Origin of the sequence: Cupriavidus pinatubonensis, from assembly GCF_019602855.1 — a bacterium.
Taxonomy (GTDB): Bacteria; Pseudomonadota; Gammaproteobacteria; order Burkholderiales; family Burkholderiaceae; genus Cupriavidus; species Cupriavidus pinatubonensis.
In genome coordinates this window covers 95,570-118,842 of record NZ_CP080767.1, presented here as the reverse complement: position 1 = coordinate 118,842, position 23,273 = coordinate 95,570, and the positions used below count along the sequence as shown (strand labels likewise).

At 66.4% G+C, this 23,273-nt stretch carries 23 protein-coding genes; 6 read left to right on the top strand and 17 right to left on the bottom strand.

The features are described from left to right. Nucleotides 1-103: 103 nt before the first annotated feature. The 9 genes from pcp to K2O51_RS12890 all read right to left on the bottom strand — a co-directional run bounded on the left by pcp (nucleotide 104) and on the right by K2O51_RS12890 (nucleotide 7,504). Nucleotides 104-754, bottom strand: a complete 651-nt coding sequence (pcp, locus tag K2O51_RS12930; protein ID WP_011296282.1) for a pyroglutamyl-peptidase I — start codon at nucleotides 752-754, stop codon at nucleotides 104-106. A 15-nt stretch (nucleotides 755-769) separates the two neighbouring features. Next, entirely contained in the window at nucleotides 770-1,720 is a 951-nt protein-coding gene (locus tag K2O51_RS12925; protein ID WP_011296281.1) for a DUF979 domain-containing protein, read from the bottom strand. Between the two features lie 3 nt (nucleotides 1,721-1,723). Continuing rightward, nucleotides 1,724-2,455: a DUF969 domain-containing protein gene (locus K2O51_RS12920; RefSeq protein ID WP_011296280.1), complete on the bottom strand. Its 732-nt coding sequence runs from the start codon at nucleotides 2,453-2,455 to the stop codon at nucleotides 1,724-1,726. A gap of 101 nt (nucleotides 2,456-2,556) precedes the next feature. Further along, nucleotides 2,557-3,297, bottom strand: coding sequence for a 5-oxoprolinase subunit PxpA (gene pxpA, locus K2O51_RS12915; RefSeq protein ID WP_011296279.1), 741 nt, complete (start codon nucleotides 3,295-3,297; stop codon nucleotides 2,557-2,559). Between the two features lie 12 nt (nucleotides 3,298-3,309). Further along, entirely contained in the window at nucleotides 3,310-4,329 is a 1,020-nt protein-coding gene (locus tag K2O51_RS12910; protein WP_140950885.1) for a 5-oxoprolinase subunit C family protein, read from the bottom strand. Beyond that, a complete protein-coding gene (pxpB, locus tag K2O51_RS12905) occupies nucleotides 4,326-4,976 on the bottom strand; it encodes a 5-oxoprolinase subunit PxpB (protein ID WP_140950886.1) in 651 nt (216 codons plus the stop codon). The genes K2O51_RS12910 and pxpB overlap by 4 nt, the downstream gene beginning before the upstream one ends. Before the next feature lie 241 nt (nucleotides 4,977-5,217). Continuing rightward, a complete protein-coding gene (gene lipA / locus K2O51_RS12900) occupies nucleotides 5,218-6,213 on the bottom strand; it encodes a lipoyl synthase (RefSeq protein WP_011296276.1) in 996 nt (331 codons plus the stop codon). A 49-nt stretch (nucleotides 6,214-6,262) separates the two neighbouring features. Beyond that, a complete protein-coding gene (gene lipB / locus K2O51_RS12895; protein ID WP_140950887.1) occupies nucleotides 6,263-6,973 on the bottom strand; it encodes a lipoyl(octanoyl) transferase LipB in 711 nt (236 codons plus the stop codon). Nucleotides 6,974-7,135: 162 nt separating this feature from the next. Continuing rightward, nucleotides 7,136-7,504: a DUF2917 domain-containing protein gene (locus K2O51_RS12890; protein WP_011296274.1), complete on the bottom strand. Its 369-nt coding sequence runs from the start codon at nucleotides 7,502-7,504 to the stop codon at nucleotides 7,136-7,138. Between the two features lie 202 nt (nucleotides 7,505-7,706). Between K2O51_RS12890 and K2O51_RS12885 the strand changes: the two genes are divergently transcribed. Further along, entirely contained in the window at nucleotides 7,707-8,666 is a 960-nt protein-coding gene (locus tag K2O51_RS12885; RefSeq protein ID WP_140950888.1) for a transcriptional regulator GcvA, read from the top strand. Between the two features lie 4 nt (nucleotides 8,667-8,670). Here the strand turns inward: K2O51_RS12885 and K2O51_RS12880 are convergent, their stop codons facing one another. The 7 genes from K2O51_RS12880 to K2O51_RS12850 all read right to left on the bottom strand — a co-directional run bounded on the left by K2O51_RS12880 (nucleotide 8,671) and on the right by K2O51_RS12850 (nucleotide 16,682). Then, nucleotides 8,671-9,690 carry a tyrosine recombinase XerC gene (locus K2O51_RS12880; RefSeq protein WP_140950889.1) on the bottom strand — a complete coding sequence of 340 codons (1,020 nt, stop codon included), beginning with the start codon at nucleotides 9,688-9,690 and terminating at the stop codon, nucleotides 8,671-8,673. Between the two features lie 29 nt (nucleotides 9,691-9,719). Beyond that, complete coding sequence (locus K2O51_RS12875; RefSeq protein WP_041679437.1) at nucleotides 9,720-10,391, bottom strand: DUF484 family protein; 672 nt, start codon at nucleotides 10,389-10,391, stop codon at nucleotides 9,720-9,722. An 84-nt stretch (nucleotides 10,392-10,475) separates the two neighbouring features. Beyond that, nucleotides 10,476-11,618 carry a rod shape-determining protein RodA gene (rodA, locus tag K2O51_RS12870; RefSeq protein WP_011296270.1) on the bottom strand — a complete coding sequence of 381 codons (1,143 nt, stop codon included), beginning with the start codon at nucleotides 11,616-11,618 and terminating at the stop codon, nucleotides 10,476-10,478. 11 nt (nucleotides 11,619-11,629) lie between these two features. After that, nucleotides 11,630-13,930 carry a penicillin-binding protein 2 gene (gene mrdA / locus K2O51_RS12865; protein WP_011296269.1) on the bottom strand — a complete coding sequence of 767 codons (2,301 nt, stop codon included), beginning with the start codon at nucleotides 13,928-13,930 and terminating at the stop codon, nucleotides 11,630-11,632. 31 nt (nucleotides 13,931-13,961) lie between these two features. After that, entirely contained in the window at nucleotides 13,962-14,474 is a 513-nt protein-coding gene (mreD, locus tag K2O51_RS12860) for a rod shape-determining protein MreD (protein ID WP_140950891.1), read from the bottom strand. Beyond that, nucleotides 14,471-15,445, bottom strand: coding sequence for a rod shape-determining protein MreC (gene mreC / locus K2O51_RS12855; RefSeq protein WP_140950892.1), 975 nt, complete (start codon nucleotides 15,443-15,445; stop codon nucleotides 14,471-14,473). The genes mreD and mreC overlap by 4 nt, the downstream gene beginning before the upstream one ends. 193 nt (nucleotides 15,446-15,638) lie before the next feature. Continuing rightward, the gene (locus K2O51_RS12850) at nucleotides 15,639-16,682 is read right to left on the bottom strand and encodes a rod shape-determining protein (RefSeq protein WP_011296266.1); all 1,044 of its coding nucleotides are present in this window, start codon (nucleotides 16,680-16,682) and stop codon (nucleotides 15,639-15,641) included. Nucleotides 16,683-17,311: 629 nt separating this feature from the next. Here K2O51_RS12850 and gatC point away from each other — a divergent pair. The 5 genes from gatC to gatB all read left to right on the top strand — a co-directional run bounded on the left by gatC (nucleotide 17,312) and on the right by gatB (nucleotide 22,299). Next, a complete protein-coding gene (gene gatC / locus K2O51_RS12845) occupies nucleotides 17,312-17,611 on the top strand; it encodes an Asp-tRNA(Asn)/Glu-tRNA(Gln) amidotransferase subunit GatC (protein ID WP_011296265.1) in 300 nt (99 codons plus the stop codon). Nucleotides 17,612-17,672: 61 nt separating this feature from the next. Further along, nucleotides 17,673-19,178 (top strand): Asp-tRNA(Asn)/Glu-tRNA(Gln) amidotransferase subunit GatA, encoded by a 1,506-nt coding sequence (gatA, locus tag K2O51_RS12840; protein WP_140950893.1) that lies wholly within the window; start codon nucleotides 17,673-17,675, stop codon nucleotides 19,176-19,178. Continuing rightward, nucleotides 19,175-19,639, top strand: coding sequence for a hypothetical protein (locus tag K2O51_RS12835; protein WP_011296263.1), 465 nt, complete (start codon nucleotides 19,175-19,177; stop codon nucleotides 19,637-19,639). Before gatA ends, K2O51_RS12835 begins: the two co-directional genes overlap by 4 nt. Before the next feature lie 11 nt (nucleotides 19,640-19,650). Next, nucleotides 19,651-20,748, top strand: a complete 1,098-nt coding sequence (locus K2O51_RS12830) for a dienelactone hydrolase family protein (protein WP_220631201.1) — start codon at nucleotides 19,651-19,653, stop codon at nucleotides 20,746-20,748. 93 nt (nucleotides 20,749-20,841) lie between these two features. Further along, a complete protein-coding gene (gene gatB / locus K2O51_RS12825; RefSeq protein WP_011296261.1) occupies nucleotides 20,842-22,299 on the top strand; it encodes an Asp-tRNA(Asn)/Glu-tRNA(Gln) amidotransferase subunit GatB in 1,458 nt (485 codons plus the stop codon). A 47-nt stretch (nucleotides 22,300-22,346) separates the two neighbouring features. Here gatB and K2O51_RS12820 read toward each other — a convergent pair whose 3' ends face one another. After that, complete coding sequence (locus K2O51_RS12820; protein WP_140950895.1) at nucleotides 22,347-23,273, bottom strand: alpha-E domain-containing protein; 927 nt, start codon at nucleotides 23,271-23,273, stop codon at nucleotides 22,347-22,349.

The window sequence follows — 23,273 nt, the reverse complement described above, 5'->3', positions numbered from 1 at the left end:
CGCGGCCCGTAGCGAAGTCGATCACTTCGTGCACGCTCCGGCCCCCGGCCCCTCTCCCGCAAGCGGGAGAGGGGACAAACCCGGTGGTGTCGGAATACTTCGCTCAGTGCAACTGACCGCCCTGCTCGCGCACGTCTACCTCCGTCGCCAGCGTAGTCGCGATAGCCTGCCGAATGCCGCGAACCATCGACTCCAGCGACATGCTGGCCTCTCCTGGATGGCGCGCGGCCTGCTCCGGCAGATAGGGAATGTGGATGAAGCCGCCACGCACGCCCTCGCCTGCCGGCGTGGCCAGTGCGTGCATCAGCCCGTAGAACACATGGTTGCAGACGAACGTCCCCGCCGTCTGCGACACGGCGGCGGGGACACCCGCTGCACGCATATCGCGCACGATTGCCTTGATCGGCAGCGTGGAGAAATATGCGGCCGGGCCTTTCGCGGCGATCACGGTATCGATGGGTTGCGCGCCCGCATTGTCGGCAATGCGCGCATCGTCGACATTGATCGCGACGCGCTCGACCGACATCTCGGTGCGGCCGCCCGCCTGCCCGACCGCTATGGCGATGGCGGGCTTCAACTCGCGCAGCAGCGCGGCCATGCCATCGATCGCCGCACCAAACACACACGGCAACTGGCGCGCGACGACGACGGCATCGCCGATGCGTTCGCCGTCGAGCGCGCGTACCGCCTCCCACGACGGATTGATCGGCTCGTTCTCGAACGGTTCGAAACCGGTCAGCAAAACGGTGCGCATGGCAACTCTCCTCGCTTACATCAGGAAATACAGCAGCGCGATATTCGCGACGAGGATCGCCAGTGCGGTCGGCACCTGCGCGCGAATCACGGCGTTCTTGTCTTCAAGTTCGAGCAGCGCCGCTGGCACGATGTTGAAGTTCGCCGCCATCGGCGTCATCAGCGTACCGCAGTAGCCCGAGAACATGCCGATAGCCGCCATCACCGCCGGGTTGCCGTGGAACATGCCGACCAGGATCGGCACGCCGACACCGCCCGTCATGACCGGGAACGCGGCGAAGCCGTTGCCCATGATCACTGTGAACAGCGCCATGCCGACGCAGTACACCGTCACGGCGACCAGCTTGTAGTCCATGTTGATGTAGGCGGTGGTCAGGTGCGCCACGGCCTTGCCCACGCCGGCGTCGGCGAACACCAGGCCCAGCATCGCCAGCATCTGCGGCAGCACCAGCGCCCAGCCGAGCGATTCCGTGAGCCGGCGCGATTCGCGCACGCCTTGCGCCACGGTGTCGCGCGTGAGCCAGCACACCACGCCCAGCGAGATCAGGCAGCCGATGCCAAGCGAGACGAAGGTCACGTTCTTCGGGTCGAGCAGCGGAATGCCGGCGATCTTCACGTCCTTGAACAGCACAGTACCGATCACGGTGACCACCGGGATCAGCAGCGCCGGTATGAACAGCTTGTTGCCGAGACGGCGCGCGCTGGCGCGGCGTTCTTCTTCGGGCAGCGTGTCGTGCTTGCCGTGGCCGACGCCGCCGAAACCGGCGATCAGCGCCATGACCACCGCGCCGATGCCCACTGCCGCGGGCGGCAGACGGTCACCGATCAGGAAGACGATGGCGTACAGCAGCCAGAACAGGCCCGTGCTGAAGCGGCGCGGATGCTCGCGGTCGGCAAAGGTCAGCAGCGCGGTGATGGCAAGGACCAGGCCCGCCAGCCAGTACAGGTACTCGATGGAAACGATCATGGCTTACTCCCCGCTCTTGGTGGCCGCGACATTGGCAGCGGCGGCCTTGCCACCGAGCTCGCGCTCGAGCCAGCCGTCCAGGCGCCTCAGGCGCACCGCGTGGATCAGGAACGCGCAGATCGCGGTCGGGATGCCCCACACAGCGATATGCAGCGGCTCCACGTCGATGTTCGACGACAGCAGGAACGTATGCATCAGCGCGATGGCGCCGAACGCTACGAAGATGTCCTCGCCGAAGAACAGGCCGACGTTGTCGGTAGCCGCGCAGAACGCCAGTACTCGCTGGCGGATCGGTTCTGGCAGATGGCCAAAGCGGTTCTCCGCTGCGCCTTCCGCCATCGGCGCCAGCAGCGGTCGCACCATCTGCGGATGGCCGCCAAGGCTGGTCAGGCCAACCGCAGCGGTCAGCTCGCGCACGCCGAGATAGACGATCAGCAAGCGGCCGACGGTGGCCGATGCGATACGTGCGATCCACGCTTGCGCATGCTCGCGCAGGCCGTGCCGCTCGAGCAGGCCAATGACCGCCAGCGGCAGCAAAATGATCAGCGGCAGGTTGCGCGCCTTGACGAAGGCGGTGCCGATCGCGGTGAAGATCTGCATCACGGGCATCGACGCCGCCAGGCCCGTGGCAATGGCGGCCAGCGCCACCACCAGCATGGGATTGAAGCGCAGCACGAAGCCGATGATGATGACGCCGACCCCGATGAGGGGCCAGAGGTTGACTGCCTGTTCCATAAGAGACACCAGAGAGAGTGTGATGGAGGCGTGCGGCCTTCAGCCGTCAGACGGCACGACGGCGAAAGCCGCGGGACATGCCGCGCACAGGGCTGGTGGCCCTATGCGCCGGCGCGGACTGCAATGCCTTCGGCGCCGAGCCGCTCGCGGATGCGGCGCGCAAAGGCAAGCGCATGGTCACCGTCGCCGTGCAGGCACACGGTTTCAGCGCGGATCGGTACCCAGTTGCCGTCGATGGCGCGCACGCGTTGCTCGCGCACCATGGTCAGCGTCTGGTTCAGGGCGACTTCCTCATCTTCGTGCAGCGCGCCGGGCGTGCCGCGTTTGACGAGCGAGCCGTCGGCGTTGTAGCCGCGGTCGGCAAAGACTTCTTCCTTGACGCGCAGGCCGGCCTTGCGCGCCACGTCGATCATCTTGCTGCCGGCCAAGCCGAAGAAGATGAGGTCGGAATCGAAATCGCGTACGGCGCGCACGATGGCCTCGGCCAGCGCGGGATCGCGCGCCGCCTGGTTGTAGAGCGCGCCGTGCGGCTTCACGTGGTGCAGTTGGCCGCCTTGCGCACGTACCATCGCCGCAAGCGCGCCGATCTGATAGAGCACATCGGCGTAGACGGCTTCGGGGTCGCGCTGCATCTCGGTGCGGCCGAAGTTCTCGCGGTCCGGGAAGCTCGGGTGCGCGCCGATGGCGACGCCCTTTTCGATTGCCCACTTCACGGTCTGCAGCATGGTGGCGGCATCGCCGGCGTGCCAGCCGCACGCTACGTTGGCGGAGCTGATCAGCGCGAGCAGCGCCTCGTCATTGCCGCAGCCTTCACCAAGGTCGGCGTTCAAATCGATCTGCATTGCGTTTCTCCTTCAGGCTGCGGCGCGCGAGCCGGTGCGGCGGCGCGCGGCAATGGTCATGCCATCGCCCTGCCATTGCAGGGCCTGGTCAATCTGGCGCAGGTAGCGGTCCACGGCTGCCTGTGCATTGGTGGCTTCTTCCAGCGTGACGCGCACGAAACGTACCGGCGCGCCGAGCGGCACCTGCGCCAGGCGCCACAGGTCGGCGCCGATCACGACGCCGATCTTCGGGTAGCCGCCGGTGGTCTGCGCATCGGCCATCAACGCGATGGGCTGACCGCCCGGCGGCACCTGGATCACGCCCGGCACCACGCCGTGCGAAAGCAGGTCAGCGCTGCGGTCGGCCCTGCGTGCAAGCGCAGGCCCCTGCAGGCGCAGGCCCATGCGGTTGCTGTTCGGCGTGATGATCCACTCGGACTCCCACAGCGCAGCCTGCGCGGCGGGTTCGAAATCGTCGTACTCGGGGCCGGGCAGCAGACGGATCGGTACAGCATTGCCGGAATCGGTGCACCGCAGCGCCCACGCCGGAGCCTGCACGCCGAGCCAGTCCGAGCTGGCGGCCAGGCCGGGGCGTGCCGCGGCAAGGCGATCGCCGTCGTGCAGCGCGCGACCTGCAAACCCGCCGAAGCCAGCCTTCAGGTCGGTGCTGCGCGAGCCCATCACGGGCTCCACGTCGATGCCGCCAGCCACGCACAGGTAGACGCGCGTGCCCCCGCGCGTCGGGGGGAGCGTCAGCGTCTCGCCGCGGCGGACGTCGAAGGCATGCCACGACCACACCGGCACGCCGTCGAGGTTGGCATTGCACTCGGCGCCGGTCAGCGCCACGCGCAGGTCTTCATGAAAACGCACGGCCGCGCGGCCGAGCGTGAATTCAATGGCGGCGCTGCCCGGCGCATTGCCGAGCAGCCGGTTGCCGATGGTCAGCGCCAGCGGGTCCATGGCGCCGGAGCGTCCGACGCCGAAGCGGCGAAAGCCGGTGCGGCCGAGGTCTTGTACGGAAGCCAGCGCACCCGGTCGGATGATCTCGATCACGCGATGACCTCCTCGGCAATAAAGCGCACCGTGTCGCCGGGGGCGAACAAGGAAGGCGGATCGCGGTCGGCCACGAACAGCGCGGCATCGGTACGCCCGATCAGTTGCCAGCCGCCCGGCGCGACGGCCGGATAGATGCCCGTCTGCTCGCCGCCAATGCCGACCGAACCTGCCGGCACCGCGAGCCGCGGCTCGCGCCGCCGTGGCGTGGCGAGCTCCGGTGCGAGTCCACCCATGTACGCAAAGCCGGGCTGGAAGCCGAGGAAATACACCACGTACTCGCCAGCGCTGTGACGGCGCACGACTTCCTGCGCGCTCAGCCCCGTATGCGCGGCCACATCGGCCAGGTCGGGCCCATGCTCGCCGCCGTAGCGAACCGGAATCTCCACGAGCCGCCCTGTCGCGTTGTGCGCCTCGCCAGAAGCCCAGGCGAGCTTCAGGTTGCGCTCCAGCGCCGCGACATCGGCCGCGCCGTCGAAGATCACCGTCAGGTTGTTCATGCCGGGCACGACATCGACCACGCCGTGCCAGTTTTCGGCGCGCGCTGCCATGGCCCAGATGCGGCGCTGGACCTCAAGCGAGGCCGGCGGCGGCGCGCTGCAAAGCAGCGCCTGTTCGGCAAGACGGTGGACGGTACAGGAAGTCATGAGGCAACACCGGCTGGAACACTGCTGATCAGTGTAGGCCGGGATGGCTCCAGATGTGACTCATCAGCTTTTCATCGACAATTTATCGATGAATCATCATAACTAAACAAATATTGCCTCGGCACTCAGGATTGACCCTAATACATTGGCCGCCATCCGGGACAGTTGTAGCGGGCGGCCCAAAAGCAAAACGGCCGGGTTTCCCCGGCCGTCTTTCCCTACTTCGTCACCACAGCGTCGATCAGGCAAACCCCGCCTGATGCGCCTGCTGGTCGGCGTGGTACGAGCTGCGCACCATCGCGCCCACGGCGGCGTGGGTGAAGCCCATCTTGTAGGCCTCTTCCTCGAACATCTTGAACGTATCGGGATGCACGTAGCGCAGCACCGGCAGGTGGTGGTTCGACGGTGCGAGGTACTGGCCGATGGTCAGCATGTCGATATCGTGCGCGCGCATGTCGCGCATGACTTCGAGGATTTCCTCGTCGGTCTCGCCCAGGCCGACCATCAGGCCGGACTTGGTCGGCACGTTCGGATTGCGGCGCTTGAATTCCTGCAGCAGCTTGAGCGAGTGCGCGTAGTCGGCGCCCGGGCGGGCCTGCTTGTACAGGCGCGGCACGGTTTCCATATTGTGGTTCATGACGTCCGGCGGGCAGGCTTGCAGGATGTCCAGCGCCTTGTCCAGGCGGCCGCGGAAGTCGGGCACCAGCACTTCGATGCGGGTGGCGGGCGACAGCTCGCGCGTCTGGCTGATGCAATCCACATAGTGCTGGGCACCGCCGTCGCGCAGGTCGTCACGGTCAACGCTGGTGATGACCACATAGTTGAGCTTGAGCTGAGCGATGGTGCGGGCCAGGTTGCCGGGCTCGTTCACATCGAGCGGATCGGGGCGGCCGTGGCCGACGTCGCAGAACGGGCAGCGGCGCGTGCACTTGTCGCCCATGATCATGAACGTCGCCGTGCCCTTGCCGAAGCATTCGCCGATGTTCGGGCAGCTTGCTTCCTCGCACACCGTGACGAGGTTGTTCGCGCGCAGGATGTCCTTGATCTCGTAGAAACGCGAATTGCCGGTGGCGGCCTTCACGCGGATCCAGTCCGGCTTCTTGAGCTTTTCGGCCGGCACGATCTTGATGGGGATGCGCGCGGTCTTGTCGGCCGATTTCTGCTTGCGGGTCGGATCGTACTGCTCCGCGGGGGATTGGGGGGCTTCGCTGGAGGAGGCGATCAGGGCGTCGCTCATAAATTTCTCCGCACGCGCAACGGCGTGCAATTCGCTTGTCAGCTTGTCACTAAGAGGCCAGGGCCGGCGTGGCGGCAGTCTTGTCTGCCGCCAGCGCACGAGCCTCGCGCGCTGCCAGCACCTCGCACAATGCCGCCGCCAGGCGCCGCGCGATGTCAGGTTGTTGTGCGGCGGTCACGGGCTGGTCTTGCCAGTGCCCACCGGCGGTGGCCATGTCGACCGTTTCCAGTCCGGCATAGCCACACGGGTTGATGCGCAGGAACGGCGCCAGATCCATCTGCACGTTCAGGCTGACGCCGTGGTAGCTGCAGCCGTTGCGGATCTTGAGGCCGAGCGCCGCAATCTTGGCACCCCGGTGCGGGCCGTCCGACAGGTAGATGCCAGGGGCGCCGGGCTTGCGCTCAGCCGCGAGATTATACGCCGCGAGTGTGTCAAGAACGGCCTGCTCGATATCGTTGACGAGCTCGCGCACCATCAGCTTGCGGCGCTTGAGATCGAGCAGCAGATAGGCCACCACCTGGCCAGGACCGTGATAGGTGATCTGTCCGCCACGGTCGATCTGCACCATCGGGATGCGTTCGTCCGGCGCCAGCAGGTGTGCGGGATCGCCCGCTTGGCCCAGCGTGTAGACCGGCGGATGTTCGACCAGCCAGACCTGGTCAGGCGTTTCAGGCGTGCGCGCGGCAGTGAAGGCGCGCATCGCGTCGAAGCAGGGCTGGTAGTCTTCTCGGCCCCGTTCGATGACTTGAATCGGATGCATGGCGAGAGTGTAACGAAAAGGGCCGGCTTGCGCCGGCCCTGCCACTGTCATGGAGCGTCCTTCAGCCTGTGCTGCGCGTCCTGGCGGCCTTCTTCATCACGTGGCCTCGGCCAGACCAGCCGCAGCCGTGATGCATGCGGCGCAGACGCTCCCTCTCCGCGCTCAGGCTGCCTTGGCCTGGTCGTCGGCCGGCGTCCACTCCGTGCCTCGAACCAGGCGCCGCAACCCGCGGTACACGAGGTGCGGCAGGTCGGCCAGCGTCAACACCGGGCGCCGCGCTTCGGCGATCAGCGCCAGGCGCACCGGGCGTTCGGCGCGCGGGTCGATACTCAGTACCACTTCATCGCCACGCCGCAGCAGCAGATTCCCGCCACAACGCAGCCAGTAGTCCTCGGAATCGCCTTCACGCGTCATCCACAGGTCGGTGCCGCCGGCATCTTCCACATGGAGGCGCTGTGCCGAATGCATGGACAGCGCGGTGACTTCGCCGGGACTCAGGGTGAATACTGTCGTTGTGAGCAGAGCTTGCATGGTGGATCTCCTGTCCGCCGGCCTCGGCGATCTTGCCGAAACATGTCACTTGACCGGTACTGGCCTGGTTTTCCCGCCAGGCCAGTTCAAATCGCAGTGGCATTGGGGCGCCGGTGAATGAATTCTAGTGATTGCCCACGCACTGGCAAAACGATATATTTTGGAGGTTCTTGTTAGTGAATCTCACAAAGCGGAGGCCGTCATGGCGTGGAAAGGCGCATGGGAAAGGGACATGCCGCGCGGCTGGCACCGTGAATTGCCGCGTCTGCCGGCACTGACGGCATTGCGCGCGTTCGCGGCGGCGGCCCGTCATGAAAGCTTCTCCCGGGCGGCCACCGAGCTGTTTGTCACGCATGGCGCGGTCAGCCACCAGATCCGCGCGCTCGAAGAAGAGCTGGGCCTGCCGCTATTCGAGCGCCATGGCAAGCGCGTCGCGCTGACGCCGCCCGGGCGTCTCTACGCCGAGCGGATCCGCGACGCCCTGCTGCAGATTGCCGACGCAACGCGCGTGCTGCAGTCCGGCAACCGCGACAAGCGCCTGACCATCAGCACCATGCCGTCATTCGCCGCGCGCTGGCTAATGCCGCGCATCGGCAGCTTCATCGAACGGCACCCGGAACTCGACGTCGAGCTGCTGTCGTCGAACACACTCGTGGACTTCGGCCAGGAAGAGGTCGATATCGCGCTGCGCATGGGCACCGGCGACTACCCGGGCCTTTACGTGGAAAAGCTGCTCGACGACGTGTTCTTCCCGGTCTGCAGCCCGGGGTTCAACGGCGGTCGTCTGCCGGAGAAGCCCAGCGACCTCGCCGGCCTGAACCTGCTGCGCGGCGAAGGCGATCCATGGAAACCTTGGTTCGAAGCCGCCGGACTAGACTGGCCCGAGCCGCGCAAGGGGCTGATGCTCGAAGATTCCTCGCTGCTGCTGCAGGCAGCAGCCGAAGGCCAGGGCATTGCGCTGATCCGCTCTTCGTTGGCTTATAACGACCTGTTGTCAGGGCGCGTGGTGCGGCTGTTCGATGTCAGCATTACGTGCCCGTGGCTGCTGTACTTCGTATGCGCGCCAGGGGCACTCGAATTGGCAAAGGTGCAGGCGTTCCGCGGGTGGCTGTTGCCGGAGATCGACCGGTTTCGGGAAGTGCTGGCGCAGTGGGCGGATTGAGGGTTCAGTCGTCCGACGTCTCGTCATCGTCGGCGCCGTCCTTGGACGGCGCCGCGCGCCCGGCCCTCGGATGCGCCTTGTCATAGACTTTCGCCAGATGCTGGAAGTCGAGCGACGTGTAGATCTGCGTCGTGGCGATGCTCGCATGCCCGAGCAGCTCCTGCACCGCGCGCAGGTCGCCTGACGACTGCAGCATGTGCGTGGCAAACGAATGCCGCAGCATGTGCGGATGCACGTCAGCGGGCACGCCGGCACGAATGGCCTGCTGCTTGAGCCGCAGTTGCACGACGCGCATCGACAGCCGATGCCCGCGCGCGCCAAGGAACAGCGCGCTGGCGTCTTCCGGCGCGGCGCCGGGGCGCAGCAGTTGCTCGCGTATGCCGAGCCATGCGCGCAACGCCTCCATCGCCTTGCTGCCGACCGGCACGGTCCGCCGGCGCGAGCCCTTGCCCGTCACGGTCAGTTCGGCACCGGACAGGTCGAGCCAGCCGGCCGATTCGTAGCCATCGAGCCTTTCGTAGCGCACATCAAGCTGCACCAGCTCGGCCAGGCGCAATCCGCTCGAATAGAACAGTTCCCACACGGCCTGGTCGCGCAGCGCGGCGGCATCCGTGCCGGCCGGATGCGACACAAGCGCCACGGCATGCTCGACGGATAGCGCCTTGGGAAGCCGATGGCCGGAGCGCGGCGCGCGCACGCCATCCACGGGATTGGCCTGGACACCCAGGCCGTGCTGCGCGGCCCACAGATAGAAGCCGCGCCAGGCCGACAAGGTCCGGGCAATGCTGGTACCGGCCAGTCCTTCGCCATGCATGCGCGCGGCAAAGGCGCGGATATGGCGGGTCTGCAGCGCAAGTAATGCAATCCCGGGCGCATGCTTAGCCGCATGCGCCTGCAGCACGGTCAGGTCACGCCGATAGCTGCTGATCGTGTGGCCGGCCAGCTTGCGGCTGCCTTCCAGCCACGCGAGGTAGCGTTGGACGATCGGGTCGTTTGTCACGCCGTTCGTCGGTTCGGCAGGCATGGCTGCAATCCGGGACCGGGAAGTAACGATCAGTCGCGCAGGCGGTTCAGTGCCGCGCCGGCGACTTCACCGATCTGGGTCAGGTAAGCCGTGCCCATGCCTTCGTGGAAACGGCGCGCATCCGCCGAGCCCAGCACGAGCAAACCGAAGGCAGCGCCCGGCACCTCGCCAACAGTACGCACTGGCGGGCGCAAGGCGACCATGGCCAGCGATGCCACCTCGTCGAGCTCGAGCAGCCCGGCGGCTTCGAAGCCGGCATTGGCGCCGCAGTAAGGCGCGCGCAGGCCTTCGGCAAACAGGCGCATGTCGTCGCTGGCGCCCTGCGCCACTTCCATATGCGCAAACTGCTCGGCCACGCTCCACAACTTGAGCGCCACGGCGGGCACGTCGAACACCTGCTGCAGGCCATCCTGCACAGCGTAAGGCAGCGCATGCGAATCGGGCTCGGCCAGCAGGCGCAGTTGCCATGCGTGCATGCGTTGCTGGGTGCGGTCGTTATCGTGCCCGTGGCGCATCAGGTCGGCCAGGCGCAGTTCGAGTCCCTTGTTCTTTTCACGCAGGATTTCCATCTGCCGTTCCTGCAGCGACACCGCGCGGTGGCTGTGCGGGCTGGTGAGCTGCACGGTGGCGAGCAGCTCGGCATGGTCTTCGAAGAACTCGGGATTGCTCTGCAGGTAGGCGGCGACGTCTTGGGCGTTCATGGGCTTCGAACCGAGAGAAATTTGGATGGCAGTGTAGCAAAGCGGGGCATTCACGCCCCGCCCCTTTCTGTCTGCCCATCTGTATTACGTCTGGATCAGCCGTTTCTGTCGGGAAATCGCCATCAGGATGCCGATGCCCGCACCCAGCGTCACCAGCGCCGTGCCGCCGTAGCTCATCAGCGGCAGCGGCACGCCCACCACGGGCAGGATGCCGCTCACCATGCCCATATTGACGAAGGCATAGGTGAAGAAGATCAGCGTGATCGAGCCCGCCAGCAGCCGCGAAAACAGCGTCGGGGCATTGGCCGCGATGAACAGCCCACGGAAGATCAGCAGCAGGTACAGCACCAGCAGGATAGCGTTGCCGATCAGGCCGAATTCCTCGGAGTACACCGCGAAGATGAAGTCGGTGTGCTTTTCCGGGATGAACTCGAGGTGGGTCTGGGTGCCCTTGAGCCAGCCCTTGCCATCGACGCCGCCCGAGCCGATCGCGATGATCGACTGGATCGTGTGGAAGCCTTTGCCGAGCGGATCGGTGGTCGGATCGAGCAGCGTGCACACGCGATGCTGCTGGTAGTCGTGCAGGATCGGCCAGTTCACGCCCGGCGCGCAGATATCGTTCTGGTACGTGATCAGCAGCGAGACCGCGACCACCAGGACGCCCAGCAGCGGCAGGATGATGCGCCAGGACAGTCCCGCGAAGTAGATCACGTAGACACCGGCCGCCATCACCAGCAGCGCGGTGCCGAGGTCGGGCTGCTTGGCGATCAGGCCGACCGGGATCAGCAGCAGCGCCAGAGCCACCACGAAGTCATACCATCGGACCACACCCTCGCGTTTCTGGAAGTACCACGCGAGCATCAGCGGCATGGAGATCTTCATGATCTCTGACGGCTGGATCACCATGCCGACATTGAGCCAGCGCCGCGCACCCTTGCGGATCAGGCCGAACATGGCCACCGCGATCAGCAGCGCCACACCGACCGTATAGATCGGCACGGCCACCCGCATCAGCGTCTGCGTGGGCAGGTAGGCGATCACCAGCATCACCACGTACGACAGCAGGATGTTGCGCAGCTGGTCTTCGACCCGGCCCGGCATGTCGATGGCGGCGGAATACAGCGCCACGATGCCGGTGGCGAACAACAGGAACACGATCAGCGCGAGCGGCTTGTCAAAGCCGGTAAACGCCGTCTTGATGAGCGACAGGACGCGACGCTTGTCCATGCGCGTCTCCTTCAGCGGGTAACGTCGGGGCCGGTCGCCGGGGTGGCAGCAACGGGCTTGACGCGGGGTTTCGGTGCAGGCGCCTTGGCCGCAACAGGGGCAGACGCCGGTCCCGGCGCAACGGGCTTGGGCTTGCTGTGGCCGAGCGCCTGCAGCATGCGTTCATCCAGCGTCTGCACGGCCGAAGCCGGCGCAATGGCGGCCGGATCCAGCGCCGCGGCCATGGAGGCGCCAGCCGTCGCGGACGATGCCGCCGCCATGGCGGACGATGCGCCCACCGCGCTGGCCGCCACGGCGCTGGCGCCGCCGGACATCACCGTCGCGCTGGCAATGCTCGCAGTCTGGCCCGTGGTGAACACGCTCGCCGTATCGACCGGCGGACGTTCAGCCGGCGGCGGTGCCGAGGCTTCCAGTTCGGCGGGCCACTTGCCGAGCAGGTAATAGTCCATCACCTTGCGTGCGATCGGCGCGGCCACCGCGGCGCCGAAGCCCGCGTTCTCGACGATCAGCGCAAGCGCGATCTTCGGGTTGTCGGCGGGCGCGAACGCTGTGTAGAGCGAGTGGTCGCGCTTGCGCTCGTCAAGCGCGTGGTGGTTGTACTTCTCGTTCTTGCCGAGTGTGTAAGTCTGGGCCGTACCGGTCTTGCCGGCCGACTCGTAGGCAGCGCCGGCGAACACGCGCGCGGCGGTACCCGAATGCGTCACCGCCACCATCGCGCGCTTGATCACGTCGATGTCGGCCTGCTTGAAGTCCAGCCGGTAGCTTTCCTTGGGCACGGTCAGCGTGCGCTTGCGCGTGACGGAATCCTCCACGGCCTTGACCAGGTGGGGCTTCATCGCCGCGCCGTTGTTGACGATGATCGAGATCGCGTTGGCAAGCTGCAGGATCGTGAAGCTGTTGTAGCCCTGGCCGATACCCAGCGAAATCGTCTCGCCGTCATACCACTTCTGCTGCTCGGGCTTGCGGTATGCCTTGCGCTTCCACTCCGTGGACGGCAGGATGCCTCGGCTTTCGCCCTCGATGTCGATCCCGGTGATCTGCCCGAAGCCCAGCGGCTTCATGAAGTCGTGGATCGCGTTGACGCCCATGTCGCGTGCGAGCGCGTAGTAGTACGTATCGCACGACTGCACGATCGACGTCTGCATGTCGACCCAGCCGTGGCCGCCCGGCTTGTCGTCGCGGAACGTGTGGTTGCCCAGCGTGAACGAACCCGGGTCATGCATGCCCCACGCGGCCGTGCGCTTGCCCGTGGTCAGCGCCGCCAGCGCCATGAACGGCTTGTAGGTCGAGCCGGGCGGATAGGTGCCGCGCAACGGGCGGTTCAGCAGCGGCTTGTCGGGCGAATTGTTGAGCTCGCCCCAAGTGTTGGAGTCGATCCCCTCGACGAACAGGTTCGGGTCGAAAGTCGGCTTGGAGACGAAGGCCAGGATGTCGCCAGTCGACGGCTCGATCGCCACCAGCGCGCCACGGCGGTCGCCGAACAGCTCCTCGGCCAGTTGCTGCAGGCGGATGTCGAGCGACAGGATCAGGTTGTTGCCCGGCGTGGCGGGCGAGGTCGACAGCGTGCGGATCGGCCGGCCGCCCGCGCTCACCTCGACCTCCTCGAAGCCGGTCAGCCCGTGCAGCTCGGTCTCGTAGCTCTGCTCCAGGCCGATCTTGCCGATGTAGTTGCTGCCCTTGTAGTTGTCGGCGTCCTTGCGCGGATCGTACTTGGCGCCATCGGCATCGTTGGCCTCGTCCATGGCCTCGATGCGCTCCTGGTCGCGCTGCGAGATGCGTCCCAGGTAACCGATCACGTGCGACGCCGATTCCCCGAGCGGATATTGCCGGAACAGGCGCGCGCGCACGTCCACGCCCGGGAAGCGGAAACGCTGCGCGGAGAAGCGCGCCACCTCTTCATCGGAGAGCTGGCTGCGGATCGGCAGGCTCTCGAAGCTGCGCGATTCCTCCATCAAGCGCTTGAAGCGGCGCCGGTCGCGCGGCTGGATGTCGACCAGCAACGACAGTGCCTCGATCGTGTTTTCGAGCGTATCGGTCAGCTTGGACGGCGTGATTTCGAGCGTGTACGCCGAGTAATTGCGCGCCAGCACGACACCGTTGCGGTCCATGATGATGCCGCGGTTCGGCTCGATCGGCGCGACGGAGATGCGGTTGTCCTCGGCCTTGGCCGAGTACTGGTCATGCTTGTACCACTGCAGCCACAGGAAGCGCGTGAACAGCAAGCCGAAGCAGATCACCGTGAACAGCGCCGCGGCCGCCACGCGGAGGCGGAAGCGGCCGATTTCCAGTTCGACGTTGCGGATTTCGGTCATGGTACTGCCGGATAGGATGCGTGGGTCGCGCTCAGATCGGGCGCGTCTCGTCGACGTCGACCGAGCGGCGCTGCGGCGCGAGCAGCACTGCCGTGGCCAATGGCCACAGCAGCGCCTCGATGCCTGGGGCGACAAGCAGCGGCCAGCCCGGCAGCGGCGCGCCCATGGCCAGGCGGATCACCACCGGCACCGCATGCGCGATAAACAGCAGCGGCAGCACGTGCAGCGCCTGCGTATAGACCGTGAACCACAGCACACGGCGATGGATGGTAATGGCGAAGTAGGCCAGCAGCGTATAGGCCACCGCGTGTTCGCCGAGCAGGCGCGCATCATGCACGTCCATCAACAGGCCCAGCGCGAACGCCACGCCCATGCCGACCTTGCGCGGCTGGTGGATGTTCCAGAACACCAGCACCAGCGCCACCATGTCCGGGATCCACAGGGTGGTGCCCCACGGCATCAGGTTGAACAGGAAGGCCATGACGAAGCTGAACGCGATGAACACCGGGTTCACCGGACGCAGCAGGTACTGGGGATTGGTCATTGCTGGGCCTCCTTGGCGGCGGGAGCGGATGCGGCCTTTGCCGCCGCCGCGCTGGCCGCAGCGGCACGCGCGGCCGCCGAGCGGGCACCCTTGGCCGGGGCTTCGGTCTTCGCTTCGATGGTCTCGCGCGGCGGCATGGCGGAGTCGTAGCGGACCACGAGCAGTTGCCGGTGCGAACGCACACCGGCCACCGGCTCGCACCACACGCGCGAGAAGGCGGTATCGGCCTTGCGCTCGATGTGTGCGATCTTTGCCACTGGCAGGCCCGGCGGGTACGTGCCGTCCAGGCCTGACGTCACCAGCAGGTCACCCTCTTGCAGGTCGGCCGCCGCAGCCATGAAGCGCAGGTCGAGCTGACCGGCGCGCGCGCCGCCGAAAGCCACGCTGCGCAGCCCGTTGCGCACTACCTGAACGGGAATGGCCTGGTCCTTGTCGGTCAGCAGCGTGACTTCGGACTGGAACGGCGACACGCGCGTGACCTGCCCGACCACGCCGCGTTCGTCGATCACCGGATAGCCGGCGCGCAGTCCATGCTGGCTGCCCTTGTCGATCACGATGCGCTGCGAGTACGGATCGCGCGCGTCATAGAGGATTTCCGCCGTCGTGACGGGCGTGGCCGACTGCTGCTGCAAGCCGAGCAGCTTGCGCAGCTGGTTGTTTTCGGCCTCGAGTTGCGCCTGGCGCACCGAGGCCTCGGCCTGTTCCACGGCGCTGCGGCGCAGTTCGCGGTTCTCGCCGGCGAGCGTGGCCGAAGACTGCGCGTAGTCAAACACGGTGCGCAACGCATCGCGCGGCACCAGCACGACGCGCTCCACGGGCATCAGCACCGTGGCGGCTATCTGGCGCACGATGCTGAGCGCGTTGAAGCGCGCGTCGACGATCAGCAGCGCCAGCGCGATGGCCACATACAGGACCAGGCGCGCGACAGCCGAAGTTCCTTGCTTGAAAAGCGGCGGTGGAGAGTAATCCATTTAGCCGGGCGCAGGCGTTGTCGGGAGAGAAGACGCTAGGGAAAAGTGAGGCTGGCACGCAAAGACATTGCCGCCCCGGCGTGCCGGGGCGGCAATGGGCGCCGCGGGAGCGCTCCCGCGGAGGCAGCGTTGCTCCGCAGCCCTGATCGCGAGATCCGGCAGGCGGTGCATCGCGCCGTGCAGTCCTGCAGCCTTACTCGTACGAGAAGATGCTGCCCAGCTTGTCCATGCGCTCGAGCGCCATGCCGGAGCCGCGTACCACGCAGGTCAGCGGGTCTTCTGCGACCAGCACCGGCAGGCCGGTTTCCTCGGCCAGCAGGCGGTCCAGGTCGCGCAGCAGCGCGCCGCCGCCGGTCAGCATCATGCCGCGCTCGGCGATGTCGGCGCCCAGTTCCGGCGGGGTCTGTTCCAGCGCGATCTTGACGGCCGATACGATCTGGTTGAGCGGATCGGTCAGTGCTTCCAGGATTTCGTTGGACGACACCGTGAATGCGCGCGGGATGCCTTCGGACAGGTTGCGGCCCTTGACTTCCATCTCGCGGACTTCGGAACCCGGGAACGCCGAGCCGATTTCCTTCTTGATGGCTTCAGCGGTCTGTTCGCCGATCAGCATGCCGTAGTTGCGGCGGATGTAGTTGACGATGGCCTCGTCGAACTTGTCGCCGCCGACGCGCACCGAGCCCTTGTACACCATGCCGCCCAGCGAGATGATGCCGACTTCGGTGGTGCCGCCGCCGATGTCCACGACCATCGAGCCCGACGGCTCCGACACCGGCAGGCCGGCGCCGATCGCGGCCGACATCGGCTCCTCGATCAGGTAAACCTGGCTGGCGCCGGCGCCCAGGGCGGATTCGCGGATCGCGCGGCGCTCGACCTGGGTCGAGCCGCACGGCACGCAGATGATGATGCGCGGGCTCGGACGCAGCAGCTTCGAGTCATGCACCATCTTGATGAATTGCTTGAGCATCTGCTCGGTGACGGTGAAGTCGGCAATCACGCCGTCCTTCATCGGGCGGATGGCTTCTATATTGCCCGGCACCTTGCCCAGCATCTGCTTGGCTTCCTTGCCCACTGCCTGGATGGTCTTCTTGGCGTTGGGACCGCCCTCCTGGCGGATGGCCACGACCGAAGGCTCGTCCAGCACGATGCCCTTGTCACGCATATAGATCAGCGTGTTGGCGGTGCCAAGGTCGATGGCCAGGTCGTTGGAGAAGTAGCTGCGGAGAAATCCGAACATCAGGAATCCTGTTTCTGTTGGGTTCGCGGGTAGGCGAAGTGGCCGGCACCGACTACGGGCCGGCCACAAAATGTATTCATGCGGGTAAGGTCAGGCTTCCCGGACGCCGGACAGTCCGCCACCGGCCACCCTGCTCCAGGATGGCGCCGGCAAACTGCCGCGGAGCGCTGTCGCGCGCCGCTCTTACGGGAACCTTTGATTAGACCTCACGAAAAAGTTCGCGAAAAGATCACGTCTGTGCCCCATCGCTGAAATTTCGCAATGCGGCAGAGGGCTAATCAGAGGGACCCAGACCATCAGCTTCGGACATCTCCGCCCCGGCGCGCGGCCGGTGCATCCCGAAGCACGTTTCACGGCAGTCGAAGACCCCGCCGAAAAAGTGACAAATTATTCACCTGAGAGGCTCCGCCGGCGCGCATGTGGCGAGGACGTTGCCAAAGGTCGAGAGCACGCAATGATACCTTATAATTCCTGCTGATTCGGGCGGTTACAGCCTGAAAACAACTGCTAATCCGACGACACCGGGGCGCCCCTCGGCACCCCGCCCGGGCCGCGCGACGCACCCGCCGCATGCCTCGGACGCCTGTGCTGCAAGCGCCTTTTTGCATCCGACCCGTACCCACTACGCCATGGCCCTCGACCTTTCCGACGTCAAGCGCATCGCCCATCTGGCCCGCATCGAAACCAGCGATGAAGAGGCGTCCCAGACGCTTGCGCAGCTCAATAACTTCTTCTCGCTGGTCGAGCAGATGCAGGCTGTCGATACCACCGGCATCGAACCGCTGGCGCACCCGCTGGCTACCGTGCGCGACATGGTCCAGCGCCTGCGCGACGACGCCGTGACCGAAAGCGACCACCGCGAAGACTATCAGCGCCCCGCGCCGGCCACCCAGAATGGCCTCTACCTGGTGCCCAAGGTCATCGAATGACCCCGTGCTGCCTCATTGCGCCCGCACCCAAGCACGCCACCCCTGATGCCAACCGACTGTCATGCCCTTTTCCGCTGATTCCGTGACTTCCCTGCGCCAGCTTGCCGACGCCCTGGCCGCGCGCTCCGTTTCCGCCGAGGAACTCGCGCGCACCTACCTGGCCCGCATCGAGCAGGCCGGCGCGCTGAACGCCTTCACCCATGTCGACGCCGAACGCACGCTAGCCCAGGCCCGCGAAGCCGACGCACGCCGCGCGCGCGGCGAGGCCACGCTGCTCACCGGCGTGCCGGTGGCCCATAAGGACGTGTTCGTGACGCGTGGCTGGCGCGCCACGGCCGGCTCGAAGATGCTGGCCAATTACGAAAGCCCGTTCGACGCCACCGTAGTCGAACGCATGGCCGCCGCCGGCATGGTGACGCTGGGCAAGACCAATATGGACGAGTTCGCGATGGGCTCGTCCAACGAAAACTCGTTCTTCGGCGCGGTGCGCAACCCGTGGGACACCGACCGTGTGCCGGGCGGCTCCTCGGGCGGCTCGGCCGCCGCGGTGGCCGCGGGACTGGCGCCTGCCGCGACCGGCACCGACACCGGCGGTTCGATCCGCCAGCCGTCGTCGTTCTCGGGCATCACCGGCATCAAGCCGACCTACGGCCGCGTATCGCGCTACGGCATGATCGCGTTCGCGTCGTCGCTGGACCAGGGTGGCCCGATGGCCCACACCGCCGAAGACTGTGCGCTGCTGCTCAACGCCATGGCCGGTTTCGATGCGAAGGACTCGACCAGCATCCCGCCCGAGCAAGGCGGCGTCGATGAAGACTTCGCGCGCTACCTGGGCCAGCCGCGCGCCGGCGCTTCCGAAAGCCAGCCGCTGGCAGGCCTGCGCATCGGCCTGCCGCGCGAGTACTTCGGCAAGGGCCTGTCGCCCGATGTGGAAGAGACGGTGCGCGCCGCGCTGCGCCAGTACGAACAACTCGGCGCCACGCTGGTCGAGGTCTCGCTGCCGAAGACCGAACTGTCGATTCCCGTGTACTACGTAATCGCCCCGGCCGAAGCTTCATCGAACCTGTCACGCTTTGACGGCGTGCGCTACGGCCACCGCGCGGCCGAGTACCGCGACCTGCTCGACATGTACAAGAAGTCGCGCGCCGAAGGCTTCGGCGCCGAGGTCAAGCGCCGCATCATGGTCGGCACCTACGTGCTGTCGCACGGCTACTACGACGCCTATTACCTGCAGGCGCAGAAGATCCGCCGCATCATCGCCGACGACTTCCAGCGCGCGTTCGCCCAGTGCGACGTGATCATGGGCCCGGTCGCGCCCACGGTTGCATGGAAGCTCGGCGAGAAGACCTCGGACCCGGTGCAGATGTACCTGGCCGACATCTTCACGCTGTCGACCAGCCTGGCGGGACTGCCCGGCATGAGCGTGCCGTGCGGCTTCGGCGAAGGCAATATGCCGGTCGGCCTGCAGCTGATCGGCAACTACTTCGACGAAGCGCGCCTGCTGCAAACCGCGCACGCATTCCAGCAGGCGACCGACTGGCACCTGCGCCGTCCCGCCAAGGCATGAAACGGCTTGCGCAAGGCTTCCGGCTGATCCTCGCTGCGGCGCTCGCGGCGGTGGTGGCCGGCTGCATCCAGTTGCCGATCATCGGCAAGCCGACGCCGATCGCCGCCCGCGATATCGACCTTGTCGGCGACTGCCGCCGCACCGAGGAAGACGGCTTCCGCGAGGACGCCCAGTTGCGCGTGTCCGACAACAGCGTGCAACAACTGTCGTGGAAGCTGTGGGTCGGCAAGCGCGGCTCATGCAGCTTCAACCTGGCCGATTTCCGCCAGGTCCAGAAGAAGCCGCATATCGAACTGCGCGCGAACGACGGCAGCGGCTGCAAGCTGATGGTCTGGCAGGACCCCCGCCGCGTGACGCTGGCGCATGCCAACTGCCAGCAGCGCTGCACGCCGGGCATCTATGAACAGGCGTGGCCGGTGATGTTCGAACCCGGCACGGGCGCCTGCGCGCAAACCCGCTAAGGCCATACGCCATGCGCACCACGCCCGCCAGCCAACGCCCGCACCGACTGCACCGCCTCGCCATGCGCGTGGCCGGTGTGGCCGGCATGCTGCTGGCCGGCGCGGCGATCGCGCATACACCCGCCCCGCCCACGCCGGCGCTGGTACAGCCTGCCAACACGGCACCGCTGAGCGCGCTGACACCCGGCGCCACCACGCGCACGCCGCCGGCCACACGCGCCGCCACGCCGGCGCAGCGCGTGCTGCTGCCTGGCGAACAAGGCGCGCCGGCGCTCAACGCCTTCTGGTTCGTGCCGCGCGAGGGAAGCACGCCGCGCACGCAACCGCTGCCTGTCGTGGTCGCGCTGCACGGCTGCAACGGGCTGCTGGGCACTCGCCCCGAAACCATCCGCGTGGAAGCCGGAAACTCCGGCAACAATGCCGCCGACAGCACCGTGGACGCCGCGCCCGCGCTGCAGCAACGCTATCGCGAATACGCGCAATGGCTGGCGGAGCGCGGCTACGCCGTGCTGATGCCGGACAGCCTGTCCGCGCACGGCAGGCTGCCGGGGTGCGGCGATTCGCCGGAAGCCCGCGGCATGGACGAGCGCGTGCGCCGCACTGACGCACTGGCGGCGCTGCGCTGGGTCGCGCGCCAGCCCGGCATCGACGCTTCGCGCATCGTGCTGCTCGGCTGGTCCAACGGTGCGCAGGCCGTACTGGCCACCGTCGACGCCAGCCGCGCATGGCCGGCCGACACGCCGCAGGTAGAGCGTGCCGTGGCCTTCTATCCGGCCTGCAAGCGCGCCGTGCAACAGCACAACTTCCGGCTGCGCGCGCCGGTGCTGCTGATGATCGGCGGCGCCGACGACTGGACGCCGGCCACGCGCTGCGCCATGCTGCAGAGCGCGGTGCTCGCGCGCCAGCCAAATGCACGCTTCCGGCTCGAGATCTATCCCGGCGCCTATCACGGCTTTGACGGCACGAGCGAGCTTCACGTGCGCCGCGACGTGCCAGGCAACTCAGGCAACGCGCGCGCCGGCCGCGGCGTAACGGTCGGCGGCGATGCCGTGGCCCGCGTCGCCGCCATGGCTCAGCTCGATTCATGGCTCGCGAGCCCCGACCCCTGAGAGCGCCGGCAGTACAGACACAGACAATCGGACCGGTGCCAGCTCTGGTCCATCGCAACAGACAGAACCCAAGAACCGAACAGGAATACCGCCATGCAATGGGAAGTGGTGATCGGCCTCGAAACGCACACGCAGCTCTCGACGGCCTCCAAGATTTTCTCCGGGACCTCCACCGCCTTCGGCGCCGAGCCCAACACGCAGGCCTCGCCGGTTGACCTCGCGCTGCCGGGCGTGCTGCCTGTGCTGAACAAGGGCGCGGTAGAACGCGCCATCCAGTTCGGCCTGGCGATCGGCGCCACCATCGCGCCGCGCAGCATCTTCGCGCGCAAGAACTACTTCTACCCCGACCTGCCCAAGGGCTACCAGATCAGCCAGTACGAGATTCCTGTGGTGCAGGGCGGCAGCATCACCATCCAGGTCGAAGGCAAGAAGGGCGAGGTGTACGAGAAGACCGTGCAGCTCACGCGCGCGCACCTGGAAGAAGACGCGGGCAAGTCGCTCCACGAAGACTTCGCCGGCATGACCGGCATCGACCTGAACCGCGCCGGCACGCCGCTGCTCGAAATTGTGACCGAGCCGGACATGCGCAGTGCGGCCGAGGCCGTAGCCTATGCCAAGGCGCTGCACTCGCTGGTGGTGTGGCTGGGCATCTGCGACGGCAACATGCAGGAAGGCAGCTTCCGCTGCGACGCCAACGTCTCGGTGCGCCCCGTTGGCCAGAAGGAATTCGGCACGCGCCGCGAGATCAAGAACCTGAACTCGTTCCGCTTCCTGCAACAGGCCATCGAATACGAGGTGCAGTGGCAGATCAACGAGATCGAGGACGGCCGCAAGATCCAGCAGGCCACCGTGCTGTTCGATCCGGACACCGGCGAAACGCGCGCGATGCGCACCAAGGAAGACGCGCACGACTATCGCTACTTCCCGGACCCGGACCTGATGCCGCTTGAGATCGACGCAGCCTGGATCGAACGTGTGCGCGGTGAGCTGCCCGAATTGCCGGCGGCCATGCAAGCGCGTTTCGTTTCGCAATATGGCCTGTCGGCGTATGACGCCAGCACGCTGACGGCTTCGAAGGCGATGGCCAGCTACTACGAAGCTGTCGTCGCCGAGGTCGGTGCGGCCAATGCCAAGCCGGCAGCCAACTGGCTGATGGGCGATGTGGCGTCGCAGCTCAACCGTGAAGGCATCAGCATCGATGCCGCGCCGGTGAAGCCTTTGCAACTGGCCAGGCTGCTGGCGCGCATTGCCGATGGCACGGTGTCCAACAACACCGCCAAGAAGGATGTCTTCCCGGCCATGTGGGCAGGTGAGTCCAATGGCGATGCGGATGCGATCATCGCCGCCAAGGGACTGAAGCAGATGTCCGATACCGGCGAGCTCGAGAAGATCATCGATGACGTGCTGGCGGCCAATGCCAAGTCAGTGGAAGAGTTCCGGGCCGGAAAGGAGAAGGCGTTCAATGCGCTGGTTGGACAGGCAATGAAGGCAACCAAGGGAAAGGCTAATCCGGCGCAGGTGAATGAGTTGTTGAAGAAGAAATTGGGGTAAGCGGTTTTGGTGATGCGGCGGCGTGTGCCTGGCATGCGCCACCGCCTCTATGCCAAAAGAAAATCAGCCCGAATCCCTTCCCCCACCTCCCTGACCTTCCCAAGAAAATCCCCCAGCCACCCATGGATCCCGACGGCAAGAATGTCGTCGATACGTGCAAATCGCAATTCCGCATGCAGCCGCCCGGCCCGCCGCTCGGTATTGGCGGAATGCCGGTTCCGAATCTGCGCGAGGATCGCCACCACCTCCTGCATGCTGGCCGCGAGCGACCGCGGCATCGCAGCATTCACGATCAGCAGTTGCGCCACCCGTTCTGGCGTGATGGCCGAGCGGTAGACCTTCCGATACGTCTCCAGGCCTGACAAGGCGCGCAACACGGCTGCCCACTGATACGAGTCCTCCTGCGGAACAGGGCCGCCGGCAGGCCTGAATTTCACGTCGAGCAGTCGCGCAGTATTGTCGGCGCGCTCCAGGAACGTTCCCAGCCGCATGAAACAGAACGCTTCGTCCTTGAGCATGGTGCCGACTTCCACCCCACGCGCGAGGTGGGAACGAAACTTGACCCACTCGAAGAACGCCGGAGGATCGTGCAATGGCGCGCCGTCACTGACGAGCTGACGTGCTTCAAGCCATGTGGCGTTGATCGTTTCCCAAAGCGGCGTGGTCAACGCGCCGCGCACCGCGCGGGCGTTTTCGCGGGCGGCACGCAGGCAGGACAGGATCGACGCGTGATGGCTCTCGTCAGTCGCCATGAAGGCAATCATCGCTTCATGGTTCAGGCGGCCATGGCGCTCGGCATAGTGCGGCGTCAGCTCGGTGATATCGAGCATGGCCCGCCAGCCCTGCTCGGCCGCTTCCGTACCCTGCGGCAACAGCGCGGTCTGGTAATTGACGTCCAGCATGCGCGCGGTGTTCTCCGCGCGCTCGGTGTAGCGGGCCATCCAGTACAGGTGATCGGCGGTGCGGCTCAGCAT